This window comes from Paenibacillus sp. BR2-3, assembly GCF_046529485.1.
Taxonomy (GTDB): Bacteria; Bacillota; Bacilli; order Paenibacillales; family Paenibacillaceae; genus Paenibacillus_AQ.
This window is the reverse complement of sequence record NZ_CP126311.1, coordinates 1823482-1842254: the sequence shown is the minus strand read 5'-3', so window position 1 is coordinate 1842254 and position 18773 is coordinate 1823482. Positions and strand designations below refer to the sequence as shown.

Sequence of the window (18773 nt, the reverse complement as noted above, 5' to 3'; positions counted from 1 at the left end):
TAGGGCCTCCTTAATCTACAATAGTTATCATAAACTCTACTCCTTTAGAATTAGCATACTCAATTGCTTTTTCAAGTTGTTTTTGCTGAGACTTAGTAAGATTAACATTTGGAAGGGCTAGATTCAAAGCTTTTTTCTTCCACTCAGTGCCATCAAAATCCAAAAGTTCAGTACTACCATCATAGAACCGCTGTTTACCAAAAAATTTCCCATCAGATTTTACGATGTCATTTATATTTGACTTAATAGAATTATAAAAATAATTCCCTTTATTATAAGAAGCTAATCTTGGGTCAACACTTTTAATACTGATTAGTGTATCTCCAACTGCTCTATCAAATGTTGGGAAAGTCATACCTAGATTATTCCCTAACAATTTATCTATAGCTTTACCTCTCTCAAAAGGAGCCAACGCCCAAAGATCGTCTATCGCTTTTATTCCAATCACTGCAACTTTTTCTGCTAGGTTGATAGCATCACTTGTTGCATGTACCGTAGCTTTTGCCGCAGCACCAGCCCCTGTTGCAAAGGGAACGAAAGCCGCCCCCATATCAAGAGCAAGGTAACCCGCATTTTCCCAAGAAGGATCATTAACATACTGGTATGCATCATACAGAATAAATCCTATATCAGCAATTACATCCAAAAAATGTCCGCTCGGATCTACATACAATAATGGATTATTATGAACGTACGTAAATTCATTTTGACTCTGCGGATTCCACAAGTCCCCCTTATACGTATCCTCACTTATAAACCTACCAATCTCCGGCTTATAATACCGCGCTCTGGCATACGTATTGCTGCTGGTAAAATCATAACCCAGTCCCGTGTAACCGAACAGGTTATCCGGCCCCGGCCAGTTGAGATCAAACTTCTTCGCGTCCAGCGGCACGCCGAATTCGTCGTAATGGTAGCGTGAGGATACGCGCCCGTCCTTTTCTACGAGTCCTAGGGTGCTGCCGAGCGCATCCTGCATGTACCACAGGGTCTTCGGCTGCACACCCGGTTCAGCTCCTCCTGCACCAGGAGTCGGCTCCCAGCCGTTGTTGGAATCGTAGGCTGGAACATAGGTCATGCTGAGACGTTCTCCGCCGGCCCCGTACACGTAGGTCTGCTTCCATTTACTGCTGTCCGCTTCCGCAACCTCAATCAGTTCGGGCAATGCCAGGCTTACGTCATTGGTAAAGTTCAATTCCCAATGCTCTTTCTTGAACTGCTTCTCCCACCCGTCGCGCGGTCCACCCGGGTGCAGGTCCGGATACTCCTCATCCGCATTGCCGCATTTCTTGGCTAGGCCCGGTGGAATGAAGCCCGGCGGTACCACTTTGCAGGTATTCGAACCATTGCCATTGCCGTTGCTGTTTTCGTTTCCATTGCCATTACCGTTGCTGTTTCCTTTACCGCTATTACCATTTCCGTTCCCTTTGCCATTCCCTTTACCTGAACCGCCATGGGCGTAATCAATGGTCATCTTCATCCGGTTCCCATCGCCGTCGTAGGCATAGCGGGTAATGTCGCCTTTGGCATTGGTTTGCCCTGTTAACCGGTTGGCCCCGTTCCACACATATTGCTCGATAACTTCCGCTTCCGACCAATCTTCTGCTTCCCGGGCAGCAAGCAGCGGATCCGTCTCGTCGGCGTGGAGCAGAGGGTCAGCGCCCGTATCCGCAGCGGTCGTCCCGGACGGCGCCTCATAGACATCACTTACAACTGTAGAACTTTCCTTATCACCTGTCAGTGCTGTAACTTCCGGCAGATCCAGGTGCTTCTGCAGAACCTCCAGCAAATTTCCGCGAGGGTCATACCGATAGTCATTAATTTCACTTCCGGTTGTCAGCTGTGTAAGACGGTCAGCTTCATCATAGGCGTAGGACTCGGTTTCCGACAGTTCGCCCCACTGGCTTGTTCTCTGCATCCGGTTCCCTACCGCGTCATACTGGTAGCGGGTGATTGCAGGAAGATCGGTGGATATTGAATTTTGTGTCTGCACCTCTACCAGTTGGTTCAGTGCATCGTAAGCATAATCCGTTACGATTCGATCCTCACTGTCATTGCCGTCGGTATCCTCTTCATCGTTGCCGTCTGATTTACGTTCAATCCCTATACGGTTGCCGACAGGATCGTATGAATACGTTAACTGCTCCAGAGTCTTCTGGAATTGATTACTATGTCTCAGCTCCAGCAGTTGACCTGCGTCGTCGTAAGAATATGTGCTTTCTCCTAAGGTTGGCAGCTTCTTGGAGGTAAGCAACCCGCGAGCATCATAGGTATAAGTCGTGGTCCTGCCCTCAATATCCGTCACCCCAGTCATTCTGTCCAGCAGGTCATACTGATAGGTAACGGAAGTGCCTTCCGGATATTCGATTCGGCTCCGCTGACCGGTTGCCGTCCATTCATACTTAATCGTTTTCCGGTTGGAATCGGTGACCTGCGTAAGACGGTTCAGAGCATCGTATGCATACGTTGTCGTTCCCAGTTCGTCCGTCATCCGCGTTCTACGGCCGGCAGCGTCATAGTCGTAACCGACCTGTTTTCCATCCGGATACGCAATGCCCGTCAATCGGTTCAACTTGTCGTAAGCGTAACGGGTCAGCGCGCCGTCGGGCGATGTAAGATCCGTCATGTTGCCCATACTGTCGTAGGCAAAAGCCGTTATACGCCCCAAGGGACCAGCCTCACGGACCAGTTCACTGCGTCGATTATAATCATAAGTGGTGACGCGTCCCAAAGCATCCGTCTTGGATGTAATATTGCCCAGCGCGTCATACCTGTAGGCTGTCGTATGACCCAGCGCATTCGTGACCTCCAGCAGGCGGCCCAGGGTATCGTAACCATATTGGGTCGACTGTCCCTTGGCATCCTTCAGACCCGTGAGTTGTCCACGGGCATCATAGGTTAGCTCCGTCGCATGTCCCAGCGGGTCCACGAGTCTCGTTACCCGGCCAAGCGCGTCATATTGATAAGACGTGATTTTGCCGGCTTCATCGGTCAATCCGGTTACCTGGCCCAGCTCGTCGCGATTCATTGTCGACGTTTGCCCCAGTGGATCGGTTACTTTGACCAACATGCCCCGGGCATCATAATCGAGCTTCCATTCCGCACCGTTCGGCTTCACCGTCCGGGTCAATCGGCCAGCTTCGTCGTAGCCATACGATGTAATTTGGCCTAGTGCGTCCGTTTCCTCAGTCAATCGTCCCAGTGCATCATAGGCGTATTGCACGTTGTGCCCAAGCTGATCTGTCTCTTGGGTCAGTTGGCCTGCCGCATCATAACTGAAGGTGGATACGCCGCCTGCCGCATCGGTCATCTTCACCGGCAGATTTCGGCGGTCATATTCGATCCGGACACTGCCGTCATTGGGCTGTTTTACGAGAATTACATTTCCGTTGCCATCGTATTCATAAGTGCTGACACTCCCCTCCGGATCGGTAATAGAATCCATCCGATTGCTGGAGTCATACTCATAAACCGTCTCCGAGCCTGCCGCATCCGTCTGCTTGATCCTATTCCCCACCGCATCATAGGTGTAACGGGTGGTGTTGCCCAGTGCATCGGTTTCGGACGCGAGCATGCCAAAGCTTGAATAACTATATGAGGTTCGGGAACCGGAAGCATCGGTGTAACTGATAAGATTGCTGTCCTTATCGTACTCATACCGCTCCGTGTGTCCTAACGCATCAATGCGTGCCGTCACCCGGTCCCTCGGGTCGTATTGAAGCTTCGTACGGTACCCAAGCGCATCGACAATCTCGCTAACCCTGTGAAGCGGGTCACGCACCAGTTCCTGCCGATTGCCGAGCGGGTCCGTAATCAGGCTGGCAAATCCGTACGAGTCGTTCTCTATCGATGTCTGCTCGCCATTGGCGTTAATGATTGACTCCGGAACTCCCTTGCCGTTCACCGTGACTTTGGACACGCCTCCGAGCGCATCGGTGATGGAGGTCAGATTCCCTTTCCCATCATAGGTCAGTGCCGTTTTGCGTCCGAGCGGATCAATGAACTCTACCGGAAGATTGAAGACGTTGTACCGGATTTCCGTCTGATAGCCTTCCGGATCCTGTGCGCGGATCAGATTGCCGCTTCCATCATACTGGTATTCCCATTCTGAACCATTGCGGTCAGTCATCCGGATCATGTTGTCGTTCTTGTCGTATAAGAACCTTTCAACCGTACCATCATCATAGGTAACCGATGTTTTGCGGTATCGCTCATCAAACTCGTATACCGTTTTACGGTCAAGCGCGTCAGTTGTTACCGTCCTCTTGGAATCCGGGATGTACTCCATATCGCCCCAAACTCCGGCAAAATCCTGCTGCCGCACAACCCGGTCCTGTTCGTCGTATTCATTAATCAGCTCCGAAGTTTCATTCGGGTTTTTGATGCCTGTCATGCGATGCTTCTCATCGTAGGTATAGGTAATTCTGCCGCTATCCGGCAAAATCATAGCCGTTAAGTCATGATTTACAGCATCGTATTCATAGCTTGCGAATCGGCCCGTGTGATCGGTTACCCGGGTGATCTTGCCTCCCGATCCGTACGTAAGGGTAAGCTTCGCACCATCTGTGGCAATCTCAGTTAGCAAGCTGCCATGATAGGACAGCTGAATTCTGTTCCCGTTCGCATCCTCAATCCGGTACAGCTTACCATCTTTACGATAGGTATACGAAATTCTATCCGGTGTTTGCTGCGTATAGGAACCATCGGTATTACGGACGAGGGTATCGTATAAACCATCCGGCCCTTCATATTTACCACCGGCAATCGGGTCAAAACGGTAACTTGCACCCTCCGGCGATGTAACATACAGCACTCCGTTTTCTCTGAATTCCAGCTTCCGCTCATAGGAGTGATGCCAGCCAACCCCAAAATCCCCGTCATACTTGTCTCGGCTGTGATAGGTAAGGGACATGTCAAGCGGCATGACTGCTTGTAAGCTGATGTTTGTCTGCTTGAAAACAAAATCTCCCGTAGCCAAGTTGACTGGATCGAACGCTGCCGGCAACGGATGTCCGTTCCGGTTCGCATACTCCTCTTGAATCCGGTCGTCATCCTCGTGACCGATTTCACCTGCATGCTTCGGGTTCATAATCCATAGGTTAACTCCCTCATCAATTGGACCATAACAGACCTGATCGTTGCAGTCCTCGACCGGGAAGCCGTTGAATTTGGCAATTTCACTGATCATCTGTACGATTGCATCTTTCTCATCTACACCATAATAATAGCTGGCTACGACGGCCCAGTTAATACCCCATGCAGGAGCAGTGTATTTAAGCACATTCAACTTCTCGGAGCCTGTCGAACGTTTACTATCAAAATCCCTTATAGAAAAGGCTTGAATCTCCGCAATTTTATAAGCCGGAAGCTCTATTTGCTTTTCCCACTCTCCGATATATTTAGCCGGTGGATTATCGGATCGTTCCGGAAAATTCGTGAAATAGGAAGCATCCGCAGGTATGTTAAGTGCCCAAGATGAGGTTCGCGGCTTCACGGGAACTCCCGTAACGAGGGTCTCCACTTTTTCGTCATCGAAGGTCGTATTGTCGCGAACCCTCTGAATCAGTTTCATCTTAAGCTCTACCTTGGTGCCGATCTCCGCAATGCCGCGGATAATATACTTGCCGCTTTCCGGGTCTCGGATTATCTCCAAGCCTTTGGGCTGCGGTGGATTAGGATTGAGAATCTGTACACTCCCGGAATTGCCGTTATTGGGAAAACGGGTTGGCGTGACTTGAATTTGATAGTCGCCTTCCGGTGCTGGGTTGCTGCCTATCAGTCCGTTCCAATAATAGTAGTTACTCGTTTCGGTAGGATAACTATTAGAATTCAGCGTTGCCACAGTGGAACCGCTACGTTTTAAACTGATGACTGTATCATGCGATTCCTGCGTGTTATCTGTTGGATCCGGATCGTCGAATCTAAAATTCACCCGCGTCTGTCCACCGTATACTGAACTGAGGGTAATTGGACTGATCTGAAGCGAGGTCTCCGCATAAGCCCTCGGGAGCTCTTGATTCGGCAATAATGGCAATCCGGTCAGGACAATCAGAAATGCTAGTATGCATTTCCCTATCAGTCCAAGACGATTCCCCCTTCTCCATACGCTTTTCTGTGGCCTATCATTATCCATTGAAAATCACCCCTTTCTTCACTAACCATCTGTAAATAACAACTGCGGCTTCAGCTCGTGTACATGTAGCCCCAAGATTTAACTGATCACCATTCCCCTGTACAAGACCACTCTTAAGGGCAGCCTGCACGGACAACTTAGACCATGAATGGACCTTTCCAGCATCGGAGTAAGAGGTCAAAACTTCACTTTGCTCTTCCTTGCGCAGAGAGGCGGCGTTTGTCAACATAACCATCATCTCCTCACGAGTAATGGAGGCGTTCGGCTTAAATAAACTTCCTTCATAACCTTTGATCCAACCCGCCGCAGCTGCGTACTCTATTGCATCCGATGCCCAGTGACCAGCGGGTACATCCTTGAAAGATACGGTTCCCGTCGTTTGTCCATTGAAACCTGCTGCTTCAACGAGCATCTTGGCGAATTGGGCACGCGAAACGGATTGGCCGGGCTCATATCGATTCATACTCATACCGTTTACGATCCATTTGGATGCCAATACCTCCACCTCTGTCTTCGCCCAGTGGCTTTTTATATCAGTAAATGAAGGCTCATAAACAAACACTCCGTACACACCCGGATCTTGAACCTGAGTTCGGATCGTACGCCAGGAGGTATCGAATGTTCCGCCGGTATAGATCCATTGACCTGTTTCCTCGTTATATCGGTAAATACCCGTCCGATTGGCACGATTGGCTGTTGCAAGAGATTGCTCTAATTCATAGGTGAGCGAAGCAGGTTTAACAAGCTTTATATCAGAAGTCCATTTCCATGCGGTACCGAGCCAAGTCATACCTTTAGTTTGGATGGTTGGAATCGTTGTGCTTTTGTTTAATTCAATTCTTGCATCCTTACCGAACGTCCCCGGTTCGAACACGAGCTGTATGGATTTTCCACCTGCCATCACTCCTCCGTTAGGGCCTATAAGTTCCCCTTCCGCCAAAGGTGCAGCTGTTGTCGGAGCATTGACTTCACTTCTCACGATTTCCCGGCTAACCAGACGGTTATCGTTAACTAGCTCAAACTCTTCTCCATTAAAGCCGATGAACTGAGACGACTTAATAACACCCAAACTATATGTATTACCGGTCTGTAGATCCGCACCCCGCACGGTCGCCTTGTCCCCGGTAGCTTCCAACCAGACAGCCGATCCGTTCGAAATGCTCATTTCTATATACTCGTTCCTGCTCTGCGCCACCGGTGGCGTCAAGTCAATCGGCAGGGGATTGTTTACTTCCAGATCTAGGTACGTGTACTTTCCGTACCCATCAAGATCACGCTGCTTCCATAGGACTTCTTTTCCATTGAATACAAAGCGCTCCACGTAAGAGGTATAAGGTAGATCAAGAATTTTATGGCTAGATTCGGATGATATGACGTATTCATATAGATCGTCGTCCATCCCACCTTTGTAGACAATACGTCCGTTTCGGATCACCGGGTTTCGTCCTAATCCCAGGTCTTTCACTATACCGGTTGCCAAGTTATATAAATGCATCTCGTATTTAGGGTTTGTCTGCCAGACCACATAATCACCTTCTATGGAAGGGGTAACATGCTCCCCTACATCTACATTCAGCTTTTTTTCGGTCCGCGTTTTGACATTGTAGCTATAAATGTCCCAGTTAAAATTACTGGCACCGCCGCTTAGGTCTCTTTTATCCGCCCATACGACTATTGGATCTCCATTTCCATTAACACCTACGGCTGGCGTATCCGTGAGTTTACCGTGCTTAGTTATTGCAACTGTTGTATTAGTATCCTTATTCCCGTAATAGATTTGCCCCGCATAATTTGCGGCTTTGGACCGCCAAACTACGTGAGGCCCGAACATCTGAACATTACTTCCCTCGACAGTAAACGTAGATAATTCGTCTTTGTAGGTATAGACCGTTTCCGCTGATACCTTCTGTACTACAGGGATTACTCCTACCATTAATCCTGCGACTAGTAACCCAACCATCCATTTTCTCGATACGCTCATCATGTTTCTCCCCCTTAAAAATAACAACAAAAAAACCAAGCCTCTTGAGTAACCCGGCTGCCTGGTCATGATTGATCATGACGGTAGGCCCGTGGCTTTGCGTCCCCGACTTTCGTACGGGTTTGCCTTTGTTCAAGCACTTGGTTTCCCATTAATAGTGCTTTATGTATAGTCAATAAGTCTTGCTGCTTCCAAAATTATACACAGTTCTACATATTATTACCATAGTATTTTCATAAAATAACGACAAAGCCCCTCCCCTTGTGGTAATAAGTAGTTCTCACAACTAAAAACCGCCCCTCCCTACGGTAGAAACCTGTAGAAATGAGGCGGTTTGTCTTTTTGTTTGATAATAATTGTTTATGATTCCCTAGTTCCAGCGCCCAGTTTCCCCTCGTTACGCGCCCGCAGCAAGGTATGCCGGTTCATGCGGATCAGATGAGCCTCCGCGAGACTTCTGCGCAGCAGCTCTTGATCTACCCCGAGTTCAACTATGGTTGACGGCCCGTGAACGGTTCGCAGCAGCTCCCGAATCCGCTCACGCTGCGGAAGTTCCCCGATCATTTTGCGCACGGCCTCCCCTTGCCCGACGCCCTCCAACTCCACACTATTCGCCAGCTCATGATACAGGGCTGATATTTCCGCACAGGCAACGCCGACCTTGGCTCCATGAAGCAGCTGTCTTCTGCCTGTACGAATGTACTCCATCTCCCAATAGTGGGACAGATGATGCTCCGCCCCCGATGCAGAATGGGATTGTCCGAACAGCAGAATGGCCAGGCCGGACTCTATCAAGGCCTCTGTCAGCACGGAAATCCCGCGTTCGGACCGCTCGCCGATTTCTTCTGCATGGTTTACACAAGCGAGCAGCGCTTGTTCCGTAATGCTTGCTACCACAGCTGAGTATGGCTCTTCCGCCGTCAGTCGCCCGTACTTCCAATCGAACAATGAGGTGTATTTGCCCAGCATATCTCCGAACCCGGCAGCAATCATCGCCGCGGGTGCTTCCCGCAAAATATCCGTATCGGCATAAATAGCCACCGGACCGGCTGCAGGAATTGTAATCTTGTTACCGCGGATAATAAGCGGCGATCCATTCGAGGTAAAACCGTCCACTGAAGGCGCAGTCGGAACGGATACGAACGGGATTCCTGCGCTGTATGCTGCATAGCGGGCAATATCATGCAGTGTCCCTGAACCTGCCACAATGACAGAATCACTTTTATGATGCTGTATGGCCAAAAGAACCTGCACCACCGAGGCTTCGTCCGCAATCACATCACCCTGCGCATTTGGCAGAATCAGAGTTAGTTGGAGCGGGATGCCTGAACTCTCGCTTACCAGCTTCACCCTCTCACCCGCAGCCTTGTACGTATGTTCATCCGCAACAAGCAGGGGTGCCTGCCAACCTTTCTCCGAGATAAACGGTACAACCAGTTTCACTGCACCTGACTCGACAACAATCACTTGCGGAAGGGCAGAGGCTGACCCCCCATCCATCTCCGCTGCTGCGGCCCGAATTCTCTCCAGTATGTTGGACATATAAAATTCCTTCCTCCCCATATAGGAAGAAACGGCTGTACCGCACCTGATCGAGGACGGTACCCGTTTCTTCTGAAATATTTATACGATTAGGCAAGCTTCCAGGCGATATCGTTCAGACGCAGCTCGTTGCGGAATGCACGTGTGTTCGTATCCTTATCGATAACCACACATTCGATGCCAACCATTTCGGCAAAGTCGAGTAGCTGTTCAATGCTTACTACATAAGAGAACCCTGTGTGATGCGCACCGCCGGCAAGAATCCATGCTTCCACACCCGCTTTAAGACTTGGCTCCACTTTCCAGAGCACACGCGCTACCGGCAGGTTCGGCATAGCTTCCGTCGGTTCCACAGCTTCCACTTCATTTACAAGCAGGCGGAATCGGTTGCCCAGGTCGATAATGGATGCATTAAGTGCTGCGCCGGAACGTCCATTGAATACCATACGGGCCGGATCTTCCTTGCCCCCGATACCGAGCGGATGCACTTCCAGTCTTGGCTTATCCACGGCAATCGTCGGACAAACTTCCAGCATGTGCGAGCCCAGCACCAGCTCATTAGCCGGGTCCAGATGGTAGGTGTAATCTTCCATGAAGGAGGTTCCTTTGTTGCCGGCAATAATCTTCATTAGTCGAACAAGAGCTGCTGTCTTCCAGTCGCCTTCACCCGCAAACCCATAACCCTGCTCCATTAGGCGCTGTACTGCAAGACCCGGAAGCTGCTTGAGTCCGTGCAAATCTTCGAAAGTAGTAATGAATGCTGTATAACCGCCTTCTTCTAGGAAGGTTCTCAGTCCGATCTCGATCCGGGCCTGATAGCGGATAGATTCCCGAACTGGGCCATCCCCTTCACCGCCTTGGGCAAAATCATAAGCCTCCGCGTATTCTGCCATCAAATCGTCTACCTGAGCTTCAGTAACCGCATCCACACGTGCCACCAAATCCCCGACCCCATATCCGTCAACAGTCCAGCCCAGCTTAATCTGAGCTTCAACCTTATCTCCTTCAGTTACAGCTACGGAACGCATGTTGTCACCGAATCTTGCTACTTTCAGCGTTTGGCTTTCATTAAAAGCAACCGAAGTATTCATCCACCCGCTGATCCGTGATCTGACCTTGGCATCTTCCCAATATCCAACTACAACCTTGCGGGCAATACCCATCCGGGCACCGATAAAGCCGTATTCACGGTCACCATGAGCGGATTGGTTCGTATTCATGAAATCCATATCAATGGAATCCCAAGGAATATCGCGGTTGAACTGGGTAGCCAGATGCAAAAGCGGCTTACGCAGCTGAGACAGGCCTGAAATCCACATTTTGGCCGGGGAGAAGGTATGCATCCAGGTAATGATACCGGCACAAGCTTCATCACTGTTAGCAGCAATAGCCATCTTACGGATTTCATCCGCTGTGGTCAGAACCGGCTTGAACACAATTTCAAAAGGAACGGACTCATCCGTATTCAGACCTTCCGTAATTTGGCGGGAATGATCGTTTACCTCTTGAATGGTTTCCGGGCCATACAAATGCTGACTGCCTGTTACGAACCAAAATTGATAAGGTTTAATAGTTAACATATAATCTCCTCCTAAATATATGAATGGATGATAGATAAGATGAACTAAAGATATTGACCTATGCTATGGGGTGTTACCCGTAACTACGGGGAATGTTTGGACTTCCGGCCGCTGCCCATCCCCAGATGTTTTGGATCAGACCGCTTGCTGCGGTAAACATCCGGGGACAAAGGCGGTCGCTATCGCTCCTACAGTTCCAAACTTCCCCTCCGATACTCTCACCTTTTTATCATATAATTCTTTTGTTCGTTTTATTTAGATGTGTATATGAAAATACTACAGTGTCGCTTCTTCCTTAATGGCTTTAAGATGCTTCATGACATCGTTCTCGCCGCGGCCGAAATAATCATGCAGTCTGGAGTATTCCTGGAACAACTTCTCGTAGACAGCTACATTTTCCGGTATGGGCAGGTAGGATTCTTCACGTACACGGGCCATTTTCTCTGCCGCATCCACAATGGAATCATATCCGCCTTTGTCTGCGCCCGCTGCAACTGCGCCGAACATCGCTGCACCCAGAGCCGGAGTCTGTTTCGAAGCGGCCACCTTGATTTCGCGATTTGTAACATCTGCATAGACTTGCATAAGCAGACGGTTCTTTTGCGGAAGTCCGCCGCAGGCGTACAATACATCAACAGCTACGCCGTTCGAATGGAAAGCATCCACGATTTTACGGGTACCGAAGGCGGTCGCTTCAAGCAGTGTGCGGTAGATTTCTTCCGGTTTCGTCAAAAGCGTACAGCCCAGCAATAAGCCGGTCAGGTTCGTATCCACCAGTACGGAGCGGTTGCCGTTCCACCAGTCGAGGGCCAGCAGACCGGTTTGACCCGGCTTATATGCCGCCGCCCGTTTTTCCAGCCATTCGTGAACGTTTACACCTTCCTCAGCAGCAGCCTTAGTCACATAGGACGGAACAGCTTCCTCTACATACCATTCAAAAATATCGCCAACCGCCGATTGGCCCGCCTCATATCCGAAATAGCCCGGGATGATGCCGTCCTCCACAACGCCGCACATGCCTTCAACTTCACGTTCGGTCTCGCCAAGCAGCATATGGCAGATCGAGGTGCCCATCGCCATAACGAGCTTGCCCGGTGTAACCACACCCACAGCCGGTACGGCCGCATGCGCATCCACATTACCAACGGCTACCGCTGTTCCGGCAGCAAGGCCAATCAATTCAGCCATTTCCGCTGTAAGCTCCCCGGCCTTTGTTCCAAGTGGAGCAATTTCCCCGCGCAGCTTCGTATCCGTCAAATTCTCTAACCTGGGATCAAGGGCTTTGAAAAACTCCTTGTCCGGGTATCCGTCTGCCTTGTGCCAAATCGCTTTATAACCTGCTGTGCAGCTGTTGCGGACTATGTTGCCTGTGAGTTGCGAAATGACCCAGTCCGTAGCTTCGAGAAACTGATCGGCAGCCTCGTAAATTTCGGGAGCTTCATTCAGGATTTGCCATACTTTGGCCATCATCCACTCGGAGGAAATTTTGCCTCCGTAACGCGGCAGCCATCTCTCACCACGCTCAGCAGCGATGCGATTGATTTCATTGGCTTCATCTTGAGCGGCGTGGTGCTTCCACAGCTTGGTCCAGCTATGCGAATTCTCCTGGTATTCCGGAAGCAGGCAGAGAGGTTCTCCATTCTCATTCACCGGAAGCATAGTACACGCGGTAAAATCAATACCCAATCCCACTACATCCGCAGGATCGATGCCGGATTCACGGATTACCTCAGGCACGGAGCGTTTCAATACCTCGATGTAGTCTGCCGGATGCTGAAGCGCCCAGTCATATTCCAATTTTTTACCGGTACCGGGCAAAGTCTCATCTATCACGTGATGCGGGTATGGGGTTACATGGTCAGCAACTTCTGTTCCATCTGCCAAATCAACCAGTACGGCGCGCCCGGATTGGGTTCCATAATCGACGCCGATTGCATATTTTTTACTCATGTGCGAATTCTCCTTTTATATAGTTGTTAGCTTTGTCCGTAATAAGCGTTGATTCCGTGCTTGCGCAGAAAATGACGGTCCAGAAGGTGCTGGCTCATCGGCTGCAGGTCCGGATTTAATTGGTAGCTCTGCGTAGCCATCTTCGCCACTTCTTCAAGTACAACTGCGTTATGAACGGCGTTATGGGCATCCTTGCCCCAGTTAAAAGGAGCATGGCAGTGCACAAGCACGCCTGGAATTCGATCCGGATCAAGGTTCGCAAACGTCTCGACGATCACATTCCCCGTCTCAAGCTCGTAAGCGCCTTTAATTTCTTCTTCTGTCATTGCGCGTGTGCAAGGAACTTCGCCAAAGTAATAATCTGCATGCGTGGTACCGAGAGCAGGAATGCCCCTGCCCGCCTGTGCCCAGCCCGTCGCCCAAGGCGAATGGGTATGGACAATTCCCCCGATATTGGGAAATGCCTTGTATAGCACCAGATGGGTAGCGGTATCGGAAGAAGGTTTGTAGCGGCCCTCAACGATATTGCCTTCCAGATCCAGCACAACCATATCATCACGGGTCAGCCGATCGTACTCGACACCGCTCGGTTTAATCACAACCAGTCCCTTTTCCCGGTCAATGCCGCTGACATTCCCCCATGTAAACGTTACCAAATTGTAGCGGGGCAGATCCAGATTTGCTTCCAATACCTCTTGTTTCAATGACTCTAACATCGTAATCCTCCCTATGGGTTTAGGTATGATCATCCCTTGCTTTTCTCCCCCATTATACACTTGTACGTACATTTAATCTATAGTTATTTAGAAATTAGTCAAATTGGTACATACAAACTTTTTCACGCATAAAAAAAGCCCGCACCCTTTCTCTGCGGACTTTCCCGGCTTGCCTTTTTCCAGCCTTCTTTATACCGATCCCAGCGCCTTCGTCGAGCCTCGCACAATAAGCTCCGGCTTATAAATAACATCCTTGGGTGCGTCGGCGGTGCGCTGCTCCATCATATCGATGAGCATATTCGCTGCCTGCACCCCCATGTCCATTTTCGGATGGCTGAGCGTGGTCAGCTTCACCTCGGTCGCCGTCGCCAGCGACGAATCATCAAAACCAATAATGGACAGATCATCCGGAACGCTCAGTCCGGTCTGACGTGCCGCTTCCAGCAGCAGCACCGCCAGCTCGTCATTATAGCAGACGAAGGCCGTAGGCCGCTGCTGACGCTGCAGCATATTTAAGGCTGCCTTATAAGGAACTGTCTGCTTTTCCTCTGTCGTATAGTGCGTTACAGTATCATTACCTATAGGCAGACGATGCTTATGGAATGCCCTTGTAAAACCCTTCAGCCGGTTCGCTCCCTGCAAATCATCCGTTTTAAAGAATCCGGCAATCTCCCGGTGACCGAGCTCGATCAGATGTTCTGCCGCCATAAAGCCACCGGCTTCGTCATCCAGCTTCAAGCAGGGGCAATGCAGCTCCGGATATCGCTCGTTAATCATTATGAAAGGAATTCTGTGAATTTCAAGGGACAGGAACAGGCCGAGGTTCGGGTTCCCTTCCGCGCTTTTGGTGGGTTCGATAATAAGGCCCTTGAACGGCTGGCTCAGCATGAGCTCCAGATTCTCGCGTTCCTTATTCTTGTCATTGTCCGTACTGGACAGCATCATGCTGTAGCCTCCGCTGCGCAGCTGCGCCTCCGCTCCCCGCACAATGTGGGGAAAAATATAATCCGAAATATGGGTGGTCATCATCCCGATCATACTGCTCTGCTGCAATGGGCGTGTATCCTGTCTGGCTACGAAAGTCCCCTTGCCCTGCAGTCTGTACAGCCAGCCTTCCTTCTCTAATTCACCCAGCGCCTGGCGCACCGTTTGTCTGCTCATGCCGAACTGCGCGGCAATTTCGTTCTCTGAGGGAGTCTGATCATCCGGCTTCAACACACCCGTCTGAATCCAGGACAGCATCTCCAGCTTCAATTGCATATATTTAGGTTTCTGTTTATCGGTCATGCTACACCTCGGGCTACTGAAATAGAATAATACAAGTTATTATAACATATGATACTTGTATGTACATGTTAATTTTATGTATAGCAAAAGAGTCCGCTCACGAATTCGAATGTTCGGCGAGTAGACTCTTTTAAAATAATTAGAACCTATTTTTTGGGGCCGTAATCGCCCATTTTAATTCCCCAGACTGAATCTTTCTGGTATGCTGCAGCTTCCTGTAAATTAGGTACTCTAACATCCTGCGGATAGTGTCGTTCTAAATACATCACAAATGCGCGGCGAAGCCCAATTTCATATTCCAGCTTGTTATATTCGTTCGGATGCTTCTCCATCTCAGCCAGACTAACCTCCCACATCGAAAGATCCTCCGGCGCAGACTGACCATTCCTGACTTTTTTCGAAAGTATCCGAAGCTCCCGATAAGCCCGCTTTACCTTAGATGAATATAATTGCTTTTGATTTAAAAAGGTTAGTGCTATCACCACGACCGCTAGACCGATCCATAATATCATTGTGTCCATGTCACCCCCGAGCTTATCCCTTTAATTATACATGCTGAATCACAAAAATGCCCACTATATGGGCTTATAATATACAGCAATATTTTTTTAATAAACCCGAGGCTACGCCTCAGGTCCTTGTCTAAGCCCATACGTCTGAGCAGGGGAAGGGAATTGGGTATGGGGTTTTAATCCGGTATTCGTAACCATGAACACCTTTGTAGTATTCCGGGTACATTTCCCCTCCGCATGCTTCGCAGGAAAACTGCGGCGGCACCTCTGGATCACCATCGTCCATCCATCCTGTCAAAATCACCGTACCACGCTAAGCGGTAGTTCTTCGCTCTGCGAGCACGTCAAACCTAGATAGTTGACGTCCTCCTTCGTTTACGATCCGGTGAGATCTTGGATCATCCTCTCTAAGCTTGCTCTTGAATCCTTACTGGACAGACCATAGGGTCTTTTCCCGTATACGCCTTGACCTTCTCGCTCCACGTTCTGCATTTCATCACTCGCTTGGCTTTCACGATACATCTCCGCGCTTCCTTCTGCCATGCGGTTACAAGTTTTTTACACAACCCTTTTATCCACCGGGAGTAGAATCCATAATAGCGTATCGTTTTATTTCTGGGGCTGATCCGGAAAAAGCCCCCTAAATCTAAATTGTTGTATGAAATGCAATAAATAATGCGGGTAATGACGCTTTAGCGAATAAAAGTTGTACTCGATACATCATTTCGACGCTCCAAAATGGATATGTCAAGTATTGTTGTATTCGATACATCATTTCGGCGCTCCAGAGTGGATATGTCAAGTATTGTTGTATTCGATACATCATGTATCGATGTCCCTTTATATATTCCGCTTGATTAACATCAAGCATTAGCAATGGTGTTGAGCCGTAGAATACTTTCTGTTCTAAAATAACGAGTTATTTCATTCATCAGGGGTGTTGCGAGAGCGGCATGTTCGTCTAATAATTAAATTAGAAAGGGGAAACCCCTCTGTCCTCTCCTTAAATTTAAAAAAGCCCCTCACCCTTGGATAACCATGTGAAGCTCAGGGTTAAGGGACTTTCCTCAAATAAAGAACATGTCTCTAGACATTTTCAAATCAGTCTACTTCTTTTTGTTCATCTTGCAATATTTCGTGCAATTGCCGTTTGTCCGCTTGCTGTGACCGTACCTGTGCCTCTAGATCATCCATATCTGCCTCTGCTGCAGAGAACTCTACATCCTCCGCTTTAGCTTCATACAGCATTTTCATTTTTTCAGTCTTAGAAGGTATTTTCGAATGTTTATCCACTTCGCATTCCCCTTTCTACTAGCCATGTATGGATCAGATCATTCCTCCGGCTTCCTCAACGATCCTCAACGCTTGATCAAAGGATTCGGAGTCCACAACAACGGTCAGCAAAATATCCCGTCCCGTCGGACCCCCATCCCCGCCGTCACTCATCCCGCTGGCGCTTGTATCCGCAGAGGCCAGAATGCCGGCGGACCGGCTGTCGATGGATGAGTTGAGCGTCATGGTTGCCAGACTGGGAATATCTCCTGTAAGCGGATTGTTTCCCGAGTATCTCTCGTGTCCGGGATACTTGCCGAAACGGTCGATCGACATATCGATCACTCTCAGCGACTGCAGCTTGCGGGAGACCGCCTCGGCCTCCTCCGGACTTTTAAAGTATGCAAGTATATTTCGTTCAGGCATGTATATCCCCACTCTCTGATGAGATGAGTAGCGCCTTTGGAGCGTACCTGCAGTTAGTGTGGCTATCTCATTTTACAATTATGCACAGGGGCGGCATTGAATCAGAAATCCATTTTCACAACAAAAAGCAGGCCAGGATTTGATCCCTAGCCTGCTTCATATTCCGGTAAAATAATAGGTTTATACCTTAATCTCCGCGAAACGCGCGCTTCATACGGTCGAAGAAGGACTGTTCCTGCTCATGCGTATGTTCTCCATCATGAGAGGAGAACTGGCGCAGCAGATCCTTCTGCTCATCGCTAAGCTTGCTTGGCGTCACAACGATCACTCTGACATGCTGATCTCCCTGGCCTGTGCCGCGCAGACGCGGAACCCCTTTGCCCTTGAGGCGGAAGAAGGTGCCCGTCTGGGTGCCGGCAGGAATCTTAAGCTTCACTTTCTCCGTCAGGGTCGGGATCTCGATCTCGTCACCCAGAGCGGCCTGTGCGAATGTAAGCGGAACCTCGCATAAAATATCATCATTCTCACGAACGAAGAAATCATGCGGCTTTACACGAATAATAATATACAGGTCTCCGGCAGGGCCGCCGCGATGGCCGCCTTCACCTTCACCGGTCATACGCAGCTGTGCGCCATCATCCACGCCGCCAGGAATACGCACATGGATCTTGCGCTGTTTCTTGACCTTGCCGTTGCCGCTGCAGGTGGTGCATTTTTCCTTGATGATTTTGCCTGTACCACTACAATGAGAGCATGGACGTCTGTTACGCATCTGTCCAAGCGGTGTATTCTGTACAAATTCCTGCTGTCCGCTGCCTCGGCATACGGAACAGGTCTCCGGCTTGGTACCCGGTTTGGCTCCTGAGCCAAAGCAGGTGTCGCATGTTTCCGTGCGCGGGATCGTAATATCGGTTTCCTTGCCGAATACCGCTTCCTTGAATTCAATGGTCATCGTATACTGCAAATCCCCGCCGCGCTGAGGCGCGTTAGGATCACGGCGTCCGCCGCCGCCGAAGAACATATCAAAGATATCGCCCAGTCCTCCGAAGTCTCCGCCGCCGCCAAAGCCGCCGCCCATACCCTGGTTAGGATCGATATGTCCATATTGGTCATATCTGGCACGCTGCTGTCCGTCACTCAGCACATCATAAGCCTCTTTGACTTCCTTGAATTTGGCCTCTGCGTCACTAGCTTTATTCACGTCCGGATGATACTGGCGTGCCAGCTTGCGGTACGCTTTCTTGACCTCATCCTCCGAAGCGTCTTTGCCTAAGCCGAGTATTTCATAATAATCGCGTTTATCTGCCACTGCTTTCACCTCCGCACTTCTAACTCTGTTCTATTACAGTCAAAAGGAAAGCCAAAACACGGGAT

The 18773-nt window shown here is 49.6% G+C and carries 12 protein-coding genes and 1 riboswitch; all 12 genes read right to left on the bottom strand.

Annotation, left to right across the window (positions count from 1 at the left end; all coding sequences use genetic code 11):
* Window positions 1-10: 10 nt before the first annotated feature.
* Window positions 11-6133, bottom strand: a complete 6123-nt coding sequence (locus PaeBR_RS08645; RefSeq protein WP_410514431.1) for a DUF6531 domain-containing protein — start codon at window positions 6131-6133, stop codon at window positions 11-13.
* Window positions 6126-8114 (bottom strand): S-layer homology domain-containing protein, encoded by a 1989-nt coding sequence (locus tag PaeBR_RS08640; protein WP_410514430.1) that lies wholly within the window; start codon window positions 8112-8114, stop codon window positions 6126-6128. The genes PaeBR_RS08645 and PaeBR_RS08640 overlap by 8 nt, the downstream gene beginning before the upstream one ends.
* Before the next feature lie 44 nt (window positions 8115-8158).
* A riboswitch (cyclic di-GMP riboswitch) is annotated at window positions 8159-8251 on the bottom strand.
* 223 nt (window positions 8252-8474) lie between these two features.
* On the bottom strand, window positions 8475-9656 hold the full coding sequence (locus PaeBR_RS08635; RefSeq protein ID WP_410514429.1) for a sn-glycerol-1-phosphate dehydrogenase: 1182 nt from the start codon (window positions 9654-9656) through the stop codon (window positions 8475-8477).
* An 89-nt stretch (window positions 9657-9745) separates the two neighbouring features.
* A complete protein-coding gene (gene araA / locus PaeBR_RS08630; RefSeq protein ID WP_410514428.1) occupies window positions 9746-11236 on the bottom strand; it encodes an L-arabinose isomerase in 1491 nt (496 codons plus the stop codon).
* 276 nt (window positions 11237-11512) lie between these two features.
* Window positions 11513-13186 (bottom strand): ribulokinase, encoded by a 1674-nt coding sequence (locus PaeBR_RS08625; RefSeq protein WP_410514427.1) that lies wholly within the window; start codon window positions 13184-13186, stop codon window positions 11513-11515.
* A gap of 26 nt (window positions 13187-13212) precedes the next feature.
* Complete coding sequence (gene araD, locus PaeBR_RS08620) at window positions 13213-13902, bottom strand: L-ribulose-5-phosphate 4-epimerase (RefSeq protein WP_410514426.1); 690 nt, start codon at window positions 13900-13902, stop codon at window positions 13213-13215.
* A gap of 189 nt (window positions 13903-14091) precedes the next feature.
* A complete protein-coding gene (locus PaeBR_RS08615; RefSeq protein ID WP_410514425.1) occupies window positions 14092-15189 on the bottom strand; it encodes a GntR family transcriptional regulator in 1098 nt (365 codons plus the stop codon).
* A 146-nt stretch (window positions 15190-15335) separates the two neighbouring features.
* Window positions 15336-15710: a hypothetical protein gene (locus PaeBR_RS08610; RefSeq protein WP_410514424.1), complete on the bottom strand. Its 375-nt coding sequence runs from the start codon at window positions 15708-15710 to the stop codon at window positions 15336-15338.
* Window positions 15711-16076: 366 nt separating this feature from the next.
* A complete protein-coding gene (locus PaeBR_RS08605) occupies window positions 16077-16244 on the bottom strand; it encodes a hypothetical protein (protein ID WP_410514423.1) in 168 nt (55 codons plus the stop codon).
* 558 nt (window positions 16245-16802) lie between these two features.
* Window positions 16803-16994 (bottom strand): YfhD family protein, encoded by a 192-nt coding sequence (locus PaeBR_RS08600; RefSeq protein WP_410514422.1) that lies wholly within the window; start codon window positions 16992-16994, stop codon window positions 16803-16805.
* A 33-nt stretch (window positions 16995-17027) separates the two neighbouring features.
* Complete coding sequence (locus PaeBR_RS08595; RefSeq protein ID WP_410514421.1) at window positions 17028-17399, bottom strand: hypothetical protein; 372 nt, start codon at window positions 17397-17399, stop codon at window positions 17028-17030.
* Between the two features lie 187 nt (window positions 17400-17586).
* Entirely contained in the window at window positions 17587-18708 is a 1122-nt protein-coding gene (gene dnaJ / locus PaeBR_RS08590; protein ID WP_410514420.1) for a molecular chaperone DnaJ, read from the bottom strand.
* Between the last annotated feature and the right edge of the window lie 65 nt (window positions 18709-18773).